The following is a 16,210-nucleotide window of genomic DNA, read 5'->3' on the forward strand; positions in this document are numbered from 1 at the left end:
CCTCTTCACCTCTCGTCAGCGGCCAGTACCGCGTCGGGGTTCGTCGCGCCGGTCCGCAGCACGTCGGCGAGCGCCCGGGCCCAGCCGGTGACCGTCGCGGTGTCGAGCACCTCCGGCCAGAACAGGACCTCCAGGCGCAGCCGCCCGGTCTCGCCGGAGACGTCGATCATCAGATCCAGGTCCATCACGGGGTCCGCCAGCTCGCGCGGCGCGACCTCCAGGTCCGGGAGCGACACACCGGTACGCCATGCGCCCTGGTGGGTGATCTTGACCTGGAACAGCGGGAACCGGCCGGCCTTGCGCGGCGGGTTCACGGCCGCGACGAGCTTGTGGAACGGCAGCCGGTCGTGCTCCTGCGCGCCGAGCACCTGCCGCCTGGTCAGGTCGAGCAGTTCGCCGAACGTCGGTGCGGCGCCCGGCGCGAGCCGGACCGGCAGCTGGTTGACGAACGTGCCGATCAGTTCCTCGCTGCCCGGCCACGAGCGGTTGACCGAGTCGATGCCGAGCACCAGGTCGGTGGCCGAGGCCGCGTCCCGCAGCACCACGTACGAGGCGGCGAGCACCGCCATGAACGGGGTCGCGCCGTGGGCTCGGGCCGTCGCGGCGAGCGCGCTGGTCTCCGCCTCCGTCAGCTGGATCACCACGTGGTCGGTGACGAACGCCGGCTTGGCGGGCCGCGGGCGGTCCAGCGGCAGGTCGATCGCCGGTGGCGCGCCGTGCAGCTGCTCGGTCCAGTACCGCGTGCACTCCTCGGCGTCCGGGCCCGCCAGCCAGGTCCGTTCCGCTTCCACGTACCGCGAGAACGAGGTGCGCGGCAGCGACACGTCGGTGCTGCCGGCGAGCCACCGCTCGTAGTACTCGGCGATGTCGCGTTTGAGCACTTCCAGGGACCAGCCGTCGGCGACGAGGTGGTGCAGGGCGAACGTGAGGACGTGGTGGTCGTCGGCGACACGCTCCAACCGGACCGTCGTCAGGGGCGGTTCGGGGGTGCGTGCGGAGATCTCGAAGTCGCCGAGCGTGCCCGTCTCCAGCGCGATCTCGGCCTTGGGCCATACGACGGCCTTGGGGACACCGCGCTCCTGGGTGAAGACGGTGCGCAGCGGCTCGTGCCGGGCGGCGACCGCGGCCAGGGCGTGGCGCAGCGCCTCCGGGTCGAGCCGCCCGCGCAGGTCGAGCGAGAGGATCAGCAGGTTGGGCGCCTTGTTGCGGTGCAGCTGCTCGAAGAACCACAGCCGTTCCTGGCCGGAGGAGAGTGCGCCGGACGGCCGCGCCTCCTCCTGCGGGGCGGCGGGTTCCGCGGCCTCGATCGCGGCGAGGAGGCCGCGCGGGGTGGGCCGGGACAGGAACGCCCGCAGCGAGGTGCCCTCCGCGCCGAACCGGGCGCGCGCGGTGGACACCAGGGTCATCGCGAGCAGCGAGTCGCCGCCCGAGATGAAGAAGTCGTCGTCGGGGGCGGTCGAGGCCGCGCCCAGGGTCTCGGCCACCAGCGCGCACACCGCGTCCAGGGTGGTGGCCGTGGCCGGGGCCGGCCCCGTGTCCTCGGCGCGCCGGCCCTCCAGGGACCGGTAGTCGATCTTTCCGGAGGTGTTGACGGGCAGCCGGTCGAGCACGGTGACCTCGTGCGGCACGAGGTACTGCGGGGCGGTGGAGCGCAGCGCGGAGAGCACGTCGGTCTCGGCGTTCAGCGTCACGAAGGCCCGCAGCCGGCCCGCGGTGTACACGCAGGCCGCCGACCGCACCTCGGGGACACGCAGCAACTCGGCTTCCACGTCGCCCAGTTCGACTCGATGGCCGCGGATCTTCACCTGCCGGTCGCGGCGGCCGTGGAAGTCGATCGTGCCGTCGGCGGCGCGGCTCGCGCGGTCGGCGGTGCGGTACAGCCGCGTGCCCGGCGTGCCGGACAGATGGTCCGGCACGAACGCGAGGGCGGTGCGCACCGGGTCCCCGATGTAGCCGCGGCCGACACCGTCGCCGCCGACCAGCAGCTCGCCCTCGGTACCGGCCGGCACCTCGCGGCCGTCCGCGTCCACCACGTACAGGCGGGTGTTGAGGATCTCCCGGCCGATCGAGGGCCACGCTCGCGCGGCGCTCTCGTCCGCGGTCACCACATGGTGGGTGACGTCGTCGGAGCACTCGGTCGGTCCGTAGGCGTTGACGATCGGGATGTCCGGGCAGTGCTCGTACCAGCGGCGCGCGACCGCGCCGGGCAGCGCCTCCCCGGTGGCGATGAGGTATCGCAGCGACGAGAGTCCCGCCCTCAGGTCGTCGTCGAGCTGTGCGGTGAGCACCGCGAGGAACGACGGGACGATCTCGAGCACGGTCACCCCGTGCCGGCGGACCCACGCCACCAGCTCCGCGGGTTCGGCGATGTTGTGCGGAGAGGCGACCGCCACCCGGGCGCCGACGGTGAGCGCGGTGAGCGTCTGCCACACCGAGATGTCGAACGACAACGGCGCGGTGAGGCCGATGGCGTCGGCCGGCCCCAGGGCGAGGTCCGTGATCTTGGCCGCGATGTGGTTGTCCATGCCGCCGTCGGCGACCATCGCGCCCTTGGGGGTGCCGGTCGACCCGGAGGTGAAGATCACATACGCGAGCCCGTCCCTCGGCCGGTCCGGCCGGTCCGGCACCGGCGTCCGCTCGGCGGCCCGTTCCGCGGCGACGAGCACCCGCGGCGCCGGATCGAGCCCGGCCGAGATCTCGGCGGCGAACTCCTCGTGCCCCGGTGCCACGAGCAGGGCCCGTACCCCGGCCGCGGCACACATCCCGTGCGCGCGCCGCACCGGCACGCTCGGCTCCACGGGGACGAACGCGGCACCGGCGAGCAGCACGCCGACCATCATCGCGACATAGCCGGGGCCTCGGTCCGCGACCAGCGCCACGACGGTCTCGCGTCCGGCACCGGCGGCCCGCAGCGCCGCCGCGTGCCCGCGGGCCACGGCGTCCAGCTCGGCGTAGCCGATGGTGACGTCGTCGGCCACCACGGCGGGTGCGCCGGGGTTCTCCTCAAGGCACCGGGCGAACCGCGACAGCACGGGACGCACAACCGGATCGGTCATGATCCGCTCCTTTCCACCGCGTCGCTCCCCCGCACCAGCTCGGCGAGCGGTGCGGCGTCGGCCGAGACCAGCGCGCGGACCGCGTCGTGCACCCGGCGGGCGAGCCGCGTGATGCCCGCCGCGTCGAATCTGCTCGTCCGGTAGCGGTAGGACACCTGGTAGCCGCCGGCCCGCTCCTCGATGTCGATGAGCAGCGGGTAGGGGGCGGCGACGGAGTCCAGGTCGGTCGTCTCGACCTCCAGGCCGGCCAGCTCGACCGCCTTGCCGGGCGGCTGCATCACGAGCATCACGTCGAACGGCGACCCGTCGCCGTCCGGTGTCGCCGTCAGCAGCGGCACCAGCTCCTGGAACGGCACGTCCGCGCTCCGGTAGGCGCGCAGCGCGCCCGTGCGGACGGCGGCCAGGGCGTCGGCCACCGGGCCGGCCGGGGACAGGTCCACGGCCAGGACCGAGACGTTCAGCAGCGGGCCCACGACCTGACGCCACTCCGGCCGGTCGCGCTGGGCGATGAGCGTGCCGAGCATGACGAGCTCCCGCTCGTCCGATCCGCTGTGGGTGAGCGCGGCCAGCGCGGTCGCGAACACCATGTACGGGGTGACGCCGGTACGGCCGGCCAGGTCGCGCACGGCCCCGGACAGTTCGGCGTCGAGCCGGTCGGTGTGCTTGCCGGCCTCCTCCTCGTCCGGCGCGGGGGGCGCGGCCCGGTCCGGGAGCGGGGACCTCGCCGCCGGGCGGCCGACGACGTCCTGCCACAGGGCGGCCAGTTCGTCGCGGTCGCGCTTGTCCCACCAGGACCGTTCGTCGTGGCAGTAGTCCGCGAAGCCGTATCCGGCCGCTCGCGGCGTCAGCCGGTTGTAGCGGTCGGCGAGGTCGTTCAGGAACACCGTGAGGGACCAGCCGTCGCAGACGATGTGGTCGATGTTGACGAACAGGCCCCAGTCGCGTTCCCCGAGCCGGGCGAGCAGGGCGCGGAACGGCAGTTCCCGCCGCAGGTCGGCGACGACCGCGGCCTCTTCGGCGACGAGCCGGTCGAACACCTCGTCGCCCAGTTCGGCCACCGGTCCGCGCAGGTCCAGGCGGGACAGCTCGAACTCCGCGGCCGGTCGCGCCGTCCAGGTCAGTTCGCCTCCGTCGGTGGCGAACCTGGCCAGCAGCACGGGATGCGCGGTCAGGGTCGCGCGCAGCGCCGTCTCCAGGGCCTCCTCGTCCAGTTCGCCGCGCATCCGCAGCACACCGGGCATGTTGTACGTCGGCCGGCCGGGGTCGATCTCCCGCAGGAACCAGAACCGTTGCTGGGCGGCGCTCGCGGGCACCGGCCGGGTCGGGTCGGCCGGTGTGCGCTCCGGTGCGCTGTGCGCGGTCGCCGGGTCGGCCACGCGTACGGCGGCGACGAAGTCGCGCAGGCGTGGCTGGGCGAACACGACGTCGACGGCGAGCCGCACGCCGAGCAGGGCGTTGATCCGGTCGATCATGGCGAGCGCGAGCAGTGAGTGGCCGCCCAGCTGGAAGAAGCTGTCGTCCCAGCCGACCGCGTCCCGTTCCAGCAGCTCCGCCCAGAGCGACCGGACGGTCACGGCGAGGGGGTCGTCCAGTTCGGTCGCCGCGTGCGTGCTCGTCGGGGCCGCGAACCGCAGCGACCGGTAGTCGACCTTCCCGTTCTTGGACCGGGGCAGGCGGCCGAGCGCGGCGATGATCGTCGGGATCATGTGCCGGGGCAGCAGTTCGGCGAGCACCGCGCGGAACCGCTCGTCCTCGTCCAGGTCCAGCACCGTCGCCGGGCCGTCCGGCCCGCCGGGACGGGCCACGTAGCCGACGAGCGAGGCACCCGCCGGTCCGGTGTGCACCTTCACCGCGGCCTCGACGACGCCGGGGCACTGCCGCAGGGCGGCCTCGACCTCACCGACCTCGATCCGCTGGCCGCGGATCTTGATCTGGGTGTCGGCGCGGCCGAGGAACTCCAGGTCGCCGTCCGCGTTGACGCGGCCGAGGTCACCGGTGCGGTACAGCCGCCCGCCGGGGACGGCCGCGTACGGGTCGGGCACGAACATCTCGGCGGTGCGCACCGGGTTGCCGCGGTAGCCCCGCCCGACGGCTCCCCCGCCGACGTACAGCAGGCCGACGACACCGGGCGGTACGGGCTGCAGGTGCTCGTCCAGGACGTACACGGTGGTGTTGGCGAGCGGCCGGCCGACCGACGTGGTCATCGGCGCGTCCGGGCCGGCCGCGCACAGCCCCGCGGTGACGTCGTCGGTGCACTCGGCCGGGCCGTAGGCGTTGTGCACGGGAATGCCGGGCAGCTCCCGCACCCAGCGCCGCAGCACGTCGTGCGTCAGCGTCTCCCCCGTGGACAGCATCACGCGCAACGCGCCCGGTGCCGCGGCGAGACCGGCGTCGAGCAGCGCCACGATGTTGGACGGCACCAGCTCGAGCATGGTCACACCGCCGTCCGAGACGGCCTTCAGCAGGCGCGCGGGCGACTGGGAGTCCGGCTCGGGCACGATCCGCACCCGGCCGCCGATCATCAGCGGGGTCAGCAGCTGCCACACGGAGATGTCGAACGACACGGGCGCGGTCTGGGCCACGCAGTCGTGCTCGGTGAGGCCGAAGTGCTCGGCCATCTGCCACATGTGGTTGGTGACGCCGTAGTTCGTGGAGACGGCCGCCTTCGGCACGCCGGTGGAGCCGGAGGTGTGGATGATCGTCGATGTGGCGTGGTCGTGGCAGAGCCGCGGCGGCCGGGTGGTGCTGCTGCCCGAGGCCAGCTCGGCGAGGTCGAACACCTCGCGGTCGCCGAACAGATGGCGGCCGGAGGGGGTGGCGATGATCGCGGCGGGCCCGACCGCCTCCACCATCGCCTCGGCGCGCCGGGGCGCCTCGCGCGGGCTGACGGGTACGTAGGCGCCGTCGGCCTTGTGCAGGCCGAGCAGCGCGATCAGGTAGTCGGCCGACCGGTCCGCGCTCATCACCACGGCGCGGTCGGTGCCCACTCCGGCCGCCCGCAGCAGCTCCGCCACATGGTTGGCGCGGGCGTCCAGCTCGGCGTAGGTCAACCGCACCCGGCCGTCGTCGACCGCGACGCTGTCGGGGGTGCGGTCGGCCCATCGCTCGAACGAGTCGAGGTAGTTCTCCGGCCGCGGCACCTCGGGGCCCACGGCGCGCTCGACGAGGACCGCGGCCTCGGCCGGGGTCAGCAGCGGCAGCGGGTCGGTCTGTCCCGCGCCGATGGCGCCGAGCAGGGTCGGCAGCGTGCGCACCACCAGCTCGGCCTGTTCCCGGGAGACCGTGGCGGAGTCGTACTGGAGCTGAAAGTCCAGCACGTCGTCCCGTACCGCCACGTTCAGACCGAGGTCGGACTGTGTGGTGTGGTCGGGGACGGTGCAGCCGTGCAGGGTGGCGGCGCCCGCGGGCAGTGCGGCGTTCTCGTCACCCGTCACGACGGCCGCGGCGCCGGGCAGGGACGTGGTGTAGCAGGTGAACATGGCCTGGAAGATCGTGGACTTCGCGGTGTCGCGGTCGGGGTTGACCAGCCGCACGATGTCGGACAGCGGCTGCTCCGCGTGGTCCAGCACGTCGAGGAACCGGCGGTGGGTGGCGGCGGCGAACTCGGTGAACGGCACTTCGGCGCGGTAGGCCGAGCGGACCGGCACCACGTTGACCAGGTAGCCGACCCGGTCGGCGTCCGCCTTGTCGGTGCGTCCCGCGGTGGGGACGCCGACGAGCAGGTCGGCCTGGCCGGACAGGCGGTGCAGCAGCACCTGGTAGGCGGCGAGCAGCAGGTTGTGCAGGGTCAGCCCGTGCTCGCGGGCGAACGCGGTCAGCGGTGCTGCCGGCACGGAGAACGCGAGCGACGTGCGGGGTGCGCCGGGATCGGGCGTGCCGAGGTCGGGCAGGGTGAGCGTGGGCAGTTCGCCGTCGAGTTCGGCGCGCCAGAAGTCGCTGTGGTCGCGTGCCGGGCCCCGGGCGGGGAGCGGACGGGACACGGGTGGCTCGCCGGACAGTTCGGCGGCCAGGTCGGCCATGACGATCGCGAAGGACGAGACGTCGCACACGATGTGGTGCAGCGACAGTACGAAGAGCCAGTCCGCGTCCCGGCGCAGCAGTGCGGCCCGCAGCGGGCTTCCGGCGGCCAGGTCGAACGGGCGGGTCGCGAAGTCGCGGTACCACTCGGCTTCCCGCCCTGGCTGCCAGGTCCTCGCGTCCACGGCCGCGACGCCGACGGCGGACGGGTCGCGCACCTCGGCACGGGGGGCACCGTCACGGGTGCTGATCGCCAGACGCAGACTCGGATGGCGGGCGGCCACGGCCGTCAGCGCGGTGCCGAACGCCTCGGGGTCGACGGTCCCGGTGACCCGGAACGCGCGGGTCACGTTGTAGTCGCCGCCGGGCGAGGCGCGGTGCAGGAACCACAGGGCGCGCTGGGAGGCGTTGAGTTCGTAGCCGTCGTCCCCGCCGTCGGCCGGGGCGGCGGGCGAAGTCGCGGTCGCCGCTTCGGCGAGTGCGGCGAGATCGGCGATCGAGTCCGCCCGCAGCGCCGCCGTCGGCGCCAGCTCCACACCGAGCGCGTCCTCCAGGGCCCGGCGGACGCGCACCGCGGTCAGTGAGTCGGCTCCCAGGTCGGCGAGTGACGCGTCGGCCGGCGGTGGCTCGGGCAGGCCGAGCAGGTCCCCGATGTGGGCGCACAGCGCGGGCGTCAGCGCGTCGGTGGCCAGGCGCTCGGTGAGCGACGAGGTGCGGCCGGTGAGGGTGTCGTCGAGCAGCACGGGCAGTTCGCCGTCGAGATGGCGCTGCCGTGCGGCGTACCGCTGGACCTTGCCGCTGGAGGTCTTGGTGATGGTGCCGGGCGGCACGATCAGGACGGTGCGTGCCGTGACGCCGTGGACGCGGGACAGGGTGGACCGCACCCGCCGGGCGATCTCGCCGTACCGTGCGGGCGGGGTCGTCGCCTGTACCTCCTGGCACACCACGACCGCCTCGTCGCCGTCCTCGTCGACGCCGAACACGGCGCACCGGCCCGGCCGCACGTCGTGGTGACAGATGCCGGCGTCGGCCTCCAGGTCCTCCGGGTAGATGTTGCGGCCGCGCTGGACGATCAGGTCCTTGCTGCGGCCCACGACGAACAGTTCGTCTCCGTCACGGAAGCCGAGGTCGCCGGTGGACAGGAAGGTGCCGAAGGCCGTCCCGCCCCAGTAGCCCTCGCCGTTGCCGCCACTCGCGACGGCGATCTCGCCGACCTGGCCGGCGTCGAGTTCGGTACCGCTGCCGGGGTCGAGCACCCGCACGTCGGCGTGGTCGGGCATCCGGTAGGCGGTCAGCTCCCGGCCGTCGTCGAACGTCCGGGAGAGCGCGGGTGCGCCGGTCGTCACGAGCAGCGTCGCCTCGGCGAGGCCGTAGCAGGGCAGATGCGCCTCGTGCCGGAATCCGGTGCCGCGGAAGGCTTCCGTGAACGCTCGCAGGGTGCGCGGGTAGACCTGGGCCGCGCCGTTGAACGCCACGCGCCAGGTGGACAGGTCGAGTCCGGCCTTCTCCTCTTCGGTGACCTTGCGGACGCACAGGTCGTAGGCGAAGTTGGGTCCGCCGCTGATGTCCGCACGCTCGTCGCTGATCACCTTCAGCCAGCTCGCGGGGCTTCTCAGGAACGACAACGGGTCGAGGATGATGCCCTTGGCGCCGGCGTACAGCGGTTGCAGCATCGCGCCGATGAGGCCCATGTCGTGGTGCAGCGGCAGCCAGCTGACGATCGTGGAGTCCCGGGTGACGCCGAACGACCGCTGGATGGCCGTCTCGTTGTGCATGAGCGCGCCGTGGGACACGACGACGCCGCGCGGCGTGCTGGTGGAGCCCGACGTGTACTGGAGGAAGGCGATGTCCTCGGCCGCGGCGACCGGCAGTTCCGCGCCGTCGTCGTCGGCGGCCTCGATCCGGTCGGCGAGCAGCCAGTCGTGTGCCGCGGCGAACTCGCGCAGTTCCGGGTCCTCGCTCACGGTGACCAGATCCCGTACGAACGACGGCGACACGACGAGCGAGACGTCGCAGTCCCGCGCCACGTTCAGCAGCCGCCGTCGCGCGCCCTCGTCCGTCGGCAGCGGCACGGGCACGGCGATCACGCCCGCGGCCAGGCAGCCGAGGAACGCGGGGGCGAATTCCGGTGCCGTCGGGAACAGCAGCAGCACGCGCGCGCCGGGCCGCACCTTCGCCGTGAGCGCGCGGGCGACGGCGAGAGACCGGGCGCGAAGCTCCGCGTAGGACAGCTCGACTCGGGGACCGCCGCCGAAGGGCGCGACCGACAAGGCCACCTTCTCGGGTGCGCGCTGGGCGTGTTCCGCGAGCCGTGCGACCAGTCCTCCGGGAGCGAACCCCGTCATCCCTCTTCCTTCCAGTCGAAGCGAACGGCCGCCTCACTCGCGCCGAACATGAGCCGCGGGTCGAGCAGGCGCGTGCCCGCCGGATCGACCGCGAAGTCCACGGTGGTGTCGAGCAGCCCGCGCATCGCGGCACGGATCTCCACCCGCGCGAGCGGCGCGCCGAGGCAGTAGTGGATGCCGTGGCCGAAGGCGATGTGCGGGTTGGGCGAGCGCTCGATGTCGAAGACGTCCGGACGGTCGAAGACCCGCGGGTCCCGGTTGGCGGCAGCGATCCACACCGACACCGTCTGGCCGGCGGGTATCTCCCGCCCGGCGACCACCACGTCCCGGGTGGTCCTGCGGTCGACCCTGGTGGTCTCCGACCGGTACCGCGAGACCTCGTCGACGGCGGAGTCGAGCAGTTCGGGCCGAGCCCGCAGGAGGGCCAGTGACTCCGGGTGCCGGGCCAGCACGATCATCGAGTTCACCAGCGTGAGGGTCGCGGCCTGTCCGGTGGACATGAGCAGGGCGACCAGGCCGGCGATCTCCTCGTCACCGAGGCGCTCACCGTCCACTTCGGCCGCGATGAGCCCGCTGGTCAGGTCCTCGCCCGGCGCGGCTCGCCGCCTGGCGATGAACCGGTGCAGGAACGCCTCGGCGATCTGGGTCTTGGTGAGCACGTTCTGCAGGCCGTTCCGCTCGGCGCCCGGGTCGGCGAGCGCGAGCAGCGCCCTCGACCACTCCTGGAACAGCCGGAGCCCGTTGCCGGGGATGCCGAGCATCCGCGCGATGACGGTCGCCACCACCGGTGAGGCGAACTCCTGCACGAAGGACACCTCGGCGCGGCCCCGGATCCGGGTCAGGAACGTCTCGACGGTCTCGTGGACCATGCCCTCGAGCCCGGCGACGTAGCGCGGCGTGAAGACCTGGCTCACCAGCCCGCGCAACTGCCGGTGCCGGGGTGGGTCCATCCACGTCAGGTTGCCCGTCCGGTACAGGCGCATGGGCGAGTCGTCGGGCACCGGACGCACCACGGCGCTGGAGAACGCGCTGTGCTGGGCCAGTACCTCCTTGACCTCCGGGTAGCCGAAGACGTGCCAGCCCCCGCTGCCCGGGGCCCGCTCGATCGGGTCCCTGGCCCGCAGCCAGTCGGCCAGCGCCGCCTCGTCGGCGGGCGGAGCCGTCCACACGCTCGTCGTCACGCACTTGCTCCCTTGGTTGCGACCGGTGTCAGGTGTTCGGCGACCCAGTCGTCCGAGTAGACCGTGTCCGCGTAGGGCTCGCCCTTGTCGGCGCAGAGGAACGCCACCACCGGCTCCGGACCGCTGTGTCCCTCGAAGTGGCGGGCGATCGCGGCGTAGACGCAGCCGGTGGATCCGCCCGCGTAGATTCCGTGCTCACGCAGCAGGGCGCGGCAGCCTGCCACCTCGTCCCGCTCGGACAGCACGACGACGTCGCCGATCCGCGACGCGTCGACCAGCGACGGCCGGATGCTGGAGCCGAGACCCGGGACGAGCCGGCGGGCCGGCGGGGCGCCGAAGATCGCCGAACCCTCGACGTCGACGGCCACCACGGTGGCGTCCGGTTGCTCCACTCCGAGCCGGTGCGAGAGCCCGTTGATCGTCGCGCCGGTGCCGACGCCCACGAACAGGTAGTCGACCCGCCCGACGTCGGCGAGCAGCTCCGCAGCGGTCAGCTCGTAGTGGCCGCGCGCTCCGTCCTGGTTGGTGTACTGGTCCGGCCAGTACACGTCCGGCAGCTCCGCTCGCAGCTCGGCGACCCGCGCGAGCCGGCTGAGGAGGTAGCCGCCGGTGCCGTCCGGCTCCGTGACCTTCTCCACCCGCGCGCACAGCCCTCGCAGGGTCCGTTCGGTGGCCGCGTTGACGTTCGGGTCGAGGACCGGCACGAACGGCATGTTCAGCACGTTCAGGAACGTCGCGAGGGACAGCGCGAAATTCCCGGAGGACGATTCGACCACCGTGGTGTTCCTGGTGATCTCGCCGCGCCGCACCGCCTCACGGAGGATCCAGATCGCCGCACGGTCCTTGGCGCTTCCGGTGCGGTTCTCCGACTCCATCTTGGCGTAGAGCCGGATGCCCGGGCGGGGCAGCCGCACCACCCGGGTCTTGGGCAGGTCGCGCAGCAGTGCGTCCACACGGTCGAGCAACGGCTTGTCGATCCGGACGGCCTGCTCCTGGCTTTCCGTGTGCTCCCGTCCGCCTCGCTCAGCGGGCGCAGACACGGAAGCCCATGTCATAGCAGCTGTAGTCGGGCAGGTTGTAGATCCGCACCCAGGCCAGACAGCCCCGGGGGTCACAGTTGTTGTAGAAGGAGCCGCCGCGGATCGCGCCGAGCTCGATCGTGCCCGCCCGCGTCTTGATGACCCGCCGCGGCTTGCTCTCGTCGAAGGGGTAGCGGTGGAAGCCGTTGGACATGACCTCCCACACGTTGCCCACGATGTCGTCGACGCCGTACGGGCCGGCCGCCTTGGGGAAGGCACCGACGGGGGTGGTGTCGCCGACGCCCATGCTGTGGTTGCAGTGCTCGCCGGTCGGCTCCTCGTCGCCCCACGGGTAGAGGCGGCCGTCGGTGCCGCGCGCGACCTTCTCCCACTCGGCCTCGTTGGGCAGCCGGGTGCCGGACCAGTCGCAGTAGGCGACGCAGTCGAAGTAGCTGACGTGGGTGACCGGGTGGTCGTCCTTGCCCTCCAGCGTGGAGTCCGCGCCGCGCGGCGTGCGCCAGCTCGCGCCGTCGATCTCCTTCCAGAGGTAGTCCTGGTCCGGGACGATGACGGCGGGGTCACCGATCCACACCCAGCTCTTGCCCGACCGCTCCGCGGTGGTCACATAGCCCGTCGCCTCGACGAACTGGCGGAACTCCCGGACGGTGACCGGGCTCTTGGCGATACGGAACTCGGCCAGGTCGACCTGGTGCTCGGGCGCGGCCGACCGCGGCTTGCCGTCGTCCCGGAGCTCGTTGGTGCCCATGATGAACGGTCCACCGGGGATGGTGACCCAGTAGTCCGCGGGGTATGACTCGGCGGACATGGCTTCGGCCGTCACCTCGGTCACGGATTCTCCTTAGTCGGTTCTGGATGCGGTGGGAACTTCTTGGCCGTCGAGGCAGTAGCGCCGCACGGTGGAGAGCGGCGCGCTGCCACAACGCAGCAGTCGGTCGTGGAAGGCCTTCAGTCCGGCGGGCGAGTCACCGACGCCGCTCAGTTCGCGCCACCGCCGGATGTGCAGCTTCCCGAGCGTGTACATCGCGCCGGCCGGCTGAGCGGCCACGGCCAGCACCTCGCGGCCGGCCCGCTCCGGCGACCACGCGCACAGCGAGGCGGCCTCGGCGGCCGCGGCGCCGAACTTGCTCCGTCCGGAGTGGACGGAGAGGAAGACGAGCAGCCGGGTGGCGGCCTCCAGGGCGAACCGCAGGGCGGCCACCTCCACGAGCGGACGGTCCTCGGCGAGGCCGTGCTCGATGGCCAGTTCCTCGGTGTAGTGCGCCCACCCCTCGGTGGCCCCGGGGAACCAGGGCACACACCGGCGGATCGCGCCCGCCTGCCCGGACGTGGCCTCGTGGTGCAGGTAGTGGCCGGGGAAGACCTCGTGCACGGCGATCATCTCGAGCATCGGCTCGTTGAGGTAGTCGCGGAGCACGGCGGGATCGCGCGGCTCCGGGACGTGCAGCACGTGCGGCTGGGGCACGCCCTCGAGTGGACCCCCGATGTCGAAGACGACCGCCGCGGAGGTCGACTGGTCGCGGACGGGCCGGATGTCGAGGCGCTGCCTGCCGGTCATGGTGACGATGTCCCGCTCGGCCCAGAACTCCTGGAGCCGGTCGATGACGCGCGACAGGGTGCCGACCACCGAACCCTCCGGGACCCGGGCACTCAGCAGGTCGTACGCCTCCTGCCGGGTGCGCACGCCCAGTCGTGCGGACAGTGCGTCGAGGCGGGCGGACAGGCGCTCGACCTCGGCCCGCGCCTCCGCCAGCAGCTCGTCCACCGGGGTGTCGACACCCTCGGCGGCTTCGAGACAGGCGGCGAGCAGGTCGGGTCCGAGAACCGCCCGGGCCGGCCGGGTGGCCGCGACGGCGTCCGCGAAGCCGACGAACGCGGCGCTCGCCCGGCCGGCCAGCTCCCTGAGCGAGTCATCGGCCGACTCCGGGTGCCGTTCGAGGAGTCGCGTCACCAGATCCCGAACCGAGACCGCGCGTGCCCGGGCGTTCTCGACGCCGCTGATGCGCTCGCCCGCCGGCAGGGTGCCGCCGAGCGTCTTCGCCGTCGCCTCGAGAAAGCCGGGCAGCTGCGCGAGGTGGTGCGACAGCGCCGCGACGCGTTCGTCGAGCGGTGCGTAGGCGCCGCGCAGGTAGATGTGTACGTCGGTTTCGGCCAGCCATTCGTCGGGGCCGCGGTGGACACGGCCCAGCGCGCCGATCCGGAACCGTTCGTCGGTGAGCACCCGCAGCGCCGTACCGAGGTCCGCCCGGATCTCCGGGTCCGACTCGTCCGGCAGGGCGTCGAGTTGCCCGGCGACCGTCGCCAGCAGACTGTCCAGATCGGACAGCGAATCAGGCACCACATCAGGCAGCCGACCGTCGAAATCGTGACGGCCCGCCCGCCTGGCGACCTGCGGATAGCGGTCGAAGACATAGTCGACCACAGCGGAAACCGAACTCAGGGCACCAGGCGTCATGCCACTTCCTGTCGTGCCGCTCCAGGGAGACGACAAGGGCGAATCGTTCAGAAATCAATTGGCTCGCGGCACGCTGAACCGACGCACTGTGCGTGTTCACGAAATACGAGAGGGATTCGTCCGGACAGGACGTTGTCAGGTGCCCGGATCAGGCCGGCCCGGTCATTCCGTCTCGGCGTTCGGATTGGGCTCGATGACGTCGCCGTCCTCGCCGTAGAGCACGTCGTCGTCGAGGCTGGCCAGCATCTCGCGCAGCTCCTCCGGCGACATGGCCTTCAGTTCATCGGCGTCCACAAGCTGTGAGAGAACCATGTGACTTCCCTGTGCGATGAGAGATCCGGCATTGTCGAGAGCCTGGCGCACGCTCTTGGGGCGCATGTCGGTCCAGACCCGTTCGATGTGATCGAGGCAGTCGTTGCGCGAGCGGGGCTCGCCCACCGCCGTCCAGCCGGCCGGCAGTTCACGCGCCGACGGCCAGATCGAGTACTGCTCCTCTTCGTTGATCACGACCAGGTATTCGGCGTTCTCGTCGTCAAACATCAGCTCTGAGATCCCCCACGCAGTCGTTCACGACCGGAGCAACACAGGACGCGCGCCTTGACAAGATTCACTGCTGGAATTTCTGCCGCCGCTCCCCGGGCGGCTCGGGTAAACCGTCTTCCCCGCAGCTCAACGGGGCTCAAGCTAGATCGCACCGCTGGAGACTGTCAAGGGTAATTAGCCGCTCGTCCGGCGAACAGACGGCGCTTCCAAGAGACTTGAGAGCCGTGACATATGGGCAGTTCAGCAGGGGCGGGGACATACGGCACAACAGGGCTCACTCGACAGCGACATGATGTTCCATCAGGCGCGGAAAGCAGGTGGCATCCATGCACTCGCATGGCCCCACTCCCCAACTCACTGATCAACAGGTAGGGTTCGGCGATGTTCGAGTAGAGGCGAGGGGGATCGCTTGCTGGGCGTTGACATCCGTGCGGTGCTGAGCCCGAGCTGGACGCCTTCGCCCGACGTGGACACCTCGGACCGTGCGACCGGCACCGCGCCCGGCCGCGACGCCGGCCCGGGCCCGCCTCCTCCGACACCACGCCTGACCGGCGCTGACCGATCACCACCCTTGGCACGCACGCGGACGATCCCGGTCGTCCCTGCCCGCGTGTGCCCGGCCCCGGCCGACGCGGAAGACGACAGGAGATGTCAGTGACGACAACAGCCCAACCGTCCTCCGTGGACGTGCGGACCGAGCTGAGTCCTGAGGAGTTCCGCGCCGAGTACGTGGGGCGCAGGCCGGTGGTGATGCGCGGCGCGGCCGCCGGCCTGCCCGCGGTGTCCACCTGGTCGGCCGACCATCTCGCCGAGCTGGCACCCGACCAGCGGGTACGGCTCAAGGTCGGCACCGTCTCCGCGGGGCGCACCACTGTCGTCCGCCTTGCGGACTACGCCCGTGAACTCGCCGCGTGGGAGGCCGGGCTGGCCGGTGGCGGCGACCCGGGCGAGCCGCCCGGCTACCTGCACGACGTGCCCCTGCTGTCGGTGATCCCGGAGCTGCGCCGCGACCTGGAGCCGTTCCCCGTCGCGTACTTCCCGCCGTTCTTCCGCGACCAGTGGTGGACGTTCACGCAGTTCTTCGTCGGGCCCTCCCGCGCGCAGACCCCCCTGCACTTCGACACCCTGCTCACGCACAACCTGTTCTTCCAGATACAGGGGTCGAAGCGGTTCGTGATGGTGGCCGACGCCGAACGCGACAAGTGCTACACCTACAACTGGCGGTGGGCCGCGGTCGACCCGGAGGCGCCCGACCTCGGCAGGTATCCGCGCTTCCGTGACGCGACGGTGCTGACCTGCGACGTCGAGGCGGGCGACATCTTCTACATGCCCCCCGGAACGCTGCACAAGGTCACCTCGCCCAGCAGGTCGATCTCGTTCAACATCGACTGGCACGACCGCGCCAGCGCACTGCGCGGCATCGCCGCGGTGCGCGACGGGATGCCGCTGACGAACCTGCGGTACAACCTGCTGTTCGCGCTCGGTGTCGTCGCCGGCCTGCCGCGCCGCCTGGTCATGCCGGGCCTGCGCTCGTACTACTCGTACATCTCCTAGCGCGGGCCGGGCCGCGCTCCTC

At 72.1% G+C, this 16,210-nt stretch carries 8 protein-coding genes; 1 reads left to right on the top strand and 7 read right to left on the bottom strand.

Annotated elements, in window-relative coordinates:
• Nucleotides 1–5 precede the first annotated feature (5 nt).
• The 7 genes from ACFZBT_RS02550 to ACFZBT_RS02580 all read right to left on the bottom strand — a co-directional run bounded on the left by ACFZBT_RS02550 (nucleotide 6) and on the right by ACFZBT_RS02580 (nucleotide 14,631).
• Nucleotides 6–3,056 (bottom strand): amino acid adenylation domain-containing protein, encoded by a 3,051-nt coding sequence (locus ACFZBT_RS02550; RefSeq protein ID WP_391097726.1) that lies wholly within the window; start codon nucleotides 3,054–3,056, stop codon nucleotides 6–8.
• The gene (locus tag ACFZBT_RS02555) at nucleotides 3,053–9,418 is read right to left on the bottom strand and encodes an amino acid adenylation domain-containing protein (RefSeq protein ID WP_391097727.1); all 6,366 of its coding nucleotides are present in this window, start codon (nucleotides 9,416–9,418) and stop codon (nucleotides 3,053–3,055) included. The genes ACFZBT_RS02550 and ACFZBT_RS02555 overlap by 4 nt, the downstream gene beginning before the upstream one ends.
• Entirely contained in the window at nucleotides 9,415–10,599 is a 1,185-nt protein-coding gene (locus ACFZBT_RS02560; protein ID WP_391097728.1) for a cytochrome P450, read from the bottom strand. The genes ACFZBT_RS02555 and ACFZBT_RS02560 overlap by 4 nt, the downstream gene beginning before the upstream one ends.
• Nucleotides 10,596–11,639: a pyridoxal-phosphate dependent enzyme gene (locus ACFZBT_RS02565; RefSeq protein ID WP_391097729.1), complete on the bottom strand. Its 1,044-nt coding sequence runs from the start codon at nucleotides 11,637–11,639 to the stop codon at nucleotides 10,596–10,598. Before ACFZBT_RS02565 ends, ACFZBT_RS02560 begins: the two co-directional genes overlap by 4 nt.
• Nucleotides 11,623–12,468: an SUMF1/EgtB/PvdO family nonheme iron enzyme gene (locus ACFZBT_RS02570; RefSeq protein ID WP_391097730.1), complete on the bottom strand. Its 846-nt coding sequence runs from the start codon at nucleotides 12,466–12,468 to the stop codon at nucleotides 11,623–11,625. The genes ACFZBT_RS02565 and ACFZBT_RS02570 overlap by 17 nt, the downstream gene beginning before the upstream one ends.
• 9 nt (nucleotides 12,469–12,477) lie before the next feature.
• A complete protein-coding gene (locus ACFZBT_RS02575; protein WP_391097731.1) occupies nucleotides 12,478–14,091 on the bottom strand; it encodes a DUF885 family protein in 1,614 nt (537 codons plus the stop codon).
• Nucleotides 14,092–14,253: 162 nt separating this feature from the next.
• Nucleotides 14,254–14,631, bottom strand: a complete 378-nt coding sequence (locus tag ACFZBT_RS02580; RefSeq protein ID WP_391097732.1) for an MbtH family NRPS accessory protein — start codon at nucleotides 14,629–14,631, stop codon at nucleotides 14,254–14,256.
• 657 nt (nucleotides 14,632–15,288) lie between these two features.
• Between ACFZBT_RS02580 and ACFZBT_RS02585 the strand changes: the two genes are divergently transcribed.
• Complete coding sequence (locus ACFZBT_RS02585; protein WP_391097733.1) at nucleotides 15,289–16,188, top strand: cupin-like domain-containing protein; 900 nt, start codon at nucleotides 15,289–15,291, stop codon at nucleotides 16,186–16,188.
• Nucleotides 16,189–16,210 lie beyond the last annotated feature (22 nt).

The sequence above is a fragment of the Streptomyces sp. NPDC008137 genome (genome assembly GCF_042957035.1).
Taxonomy (GTDB): Bacteria; Actinomycetota; Actinomycetes; order Streptomycetales; family Streptomycetaceae; genus Streptomyces.

Bases quoted from the DNA above. Each gene is read 5' to 3' on its own strand.
- ACFZBT_RS02550 (WP_391097726.1), bottom strand. From the start codon at position 3,056: ATGACCGATCCGGTTGTGCGTCCCGTGCTGTCGCGGTTCGCCCGGTGC.
- ACFZBT_RS02555 (WP_391097727.1), bottom strand. From the start codon at position 9,418: ATGACGGGGTTCGCTCCCGGAGGACTGGTCGCACGGCTCGCGGAACAC.
- ACFZBT_RS02575 (WP_391097731.1), bottom strand. From the start codon at position 14,091: ATGACGCCTGGTGCCCTGAGTTCGGTTTCCGCTGTGGTCGACTATGTC.
- ACFZBT_RS02580 (WP_391097732.1), bottom strand. From the start codon at position 14,631: ATGTTTGACGACGAGAACGCCGAATACCTGGTCGTGATCAACGAAGAG.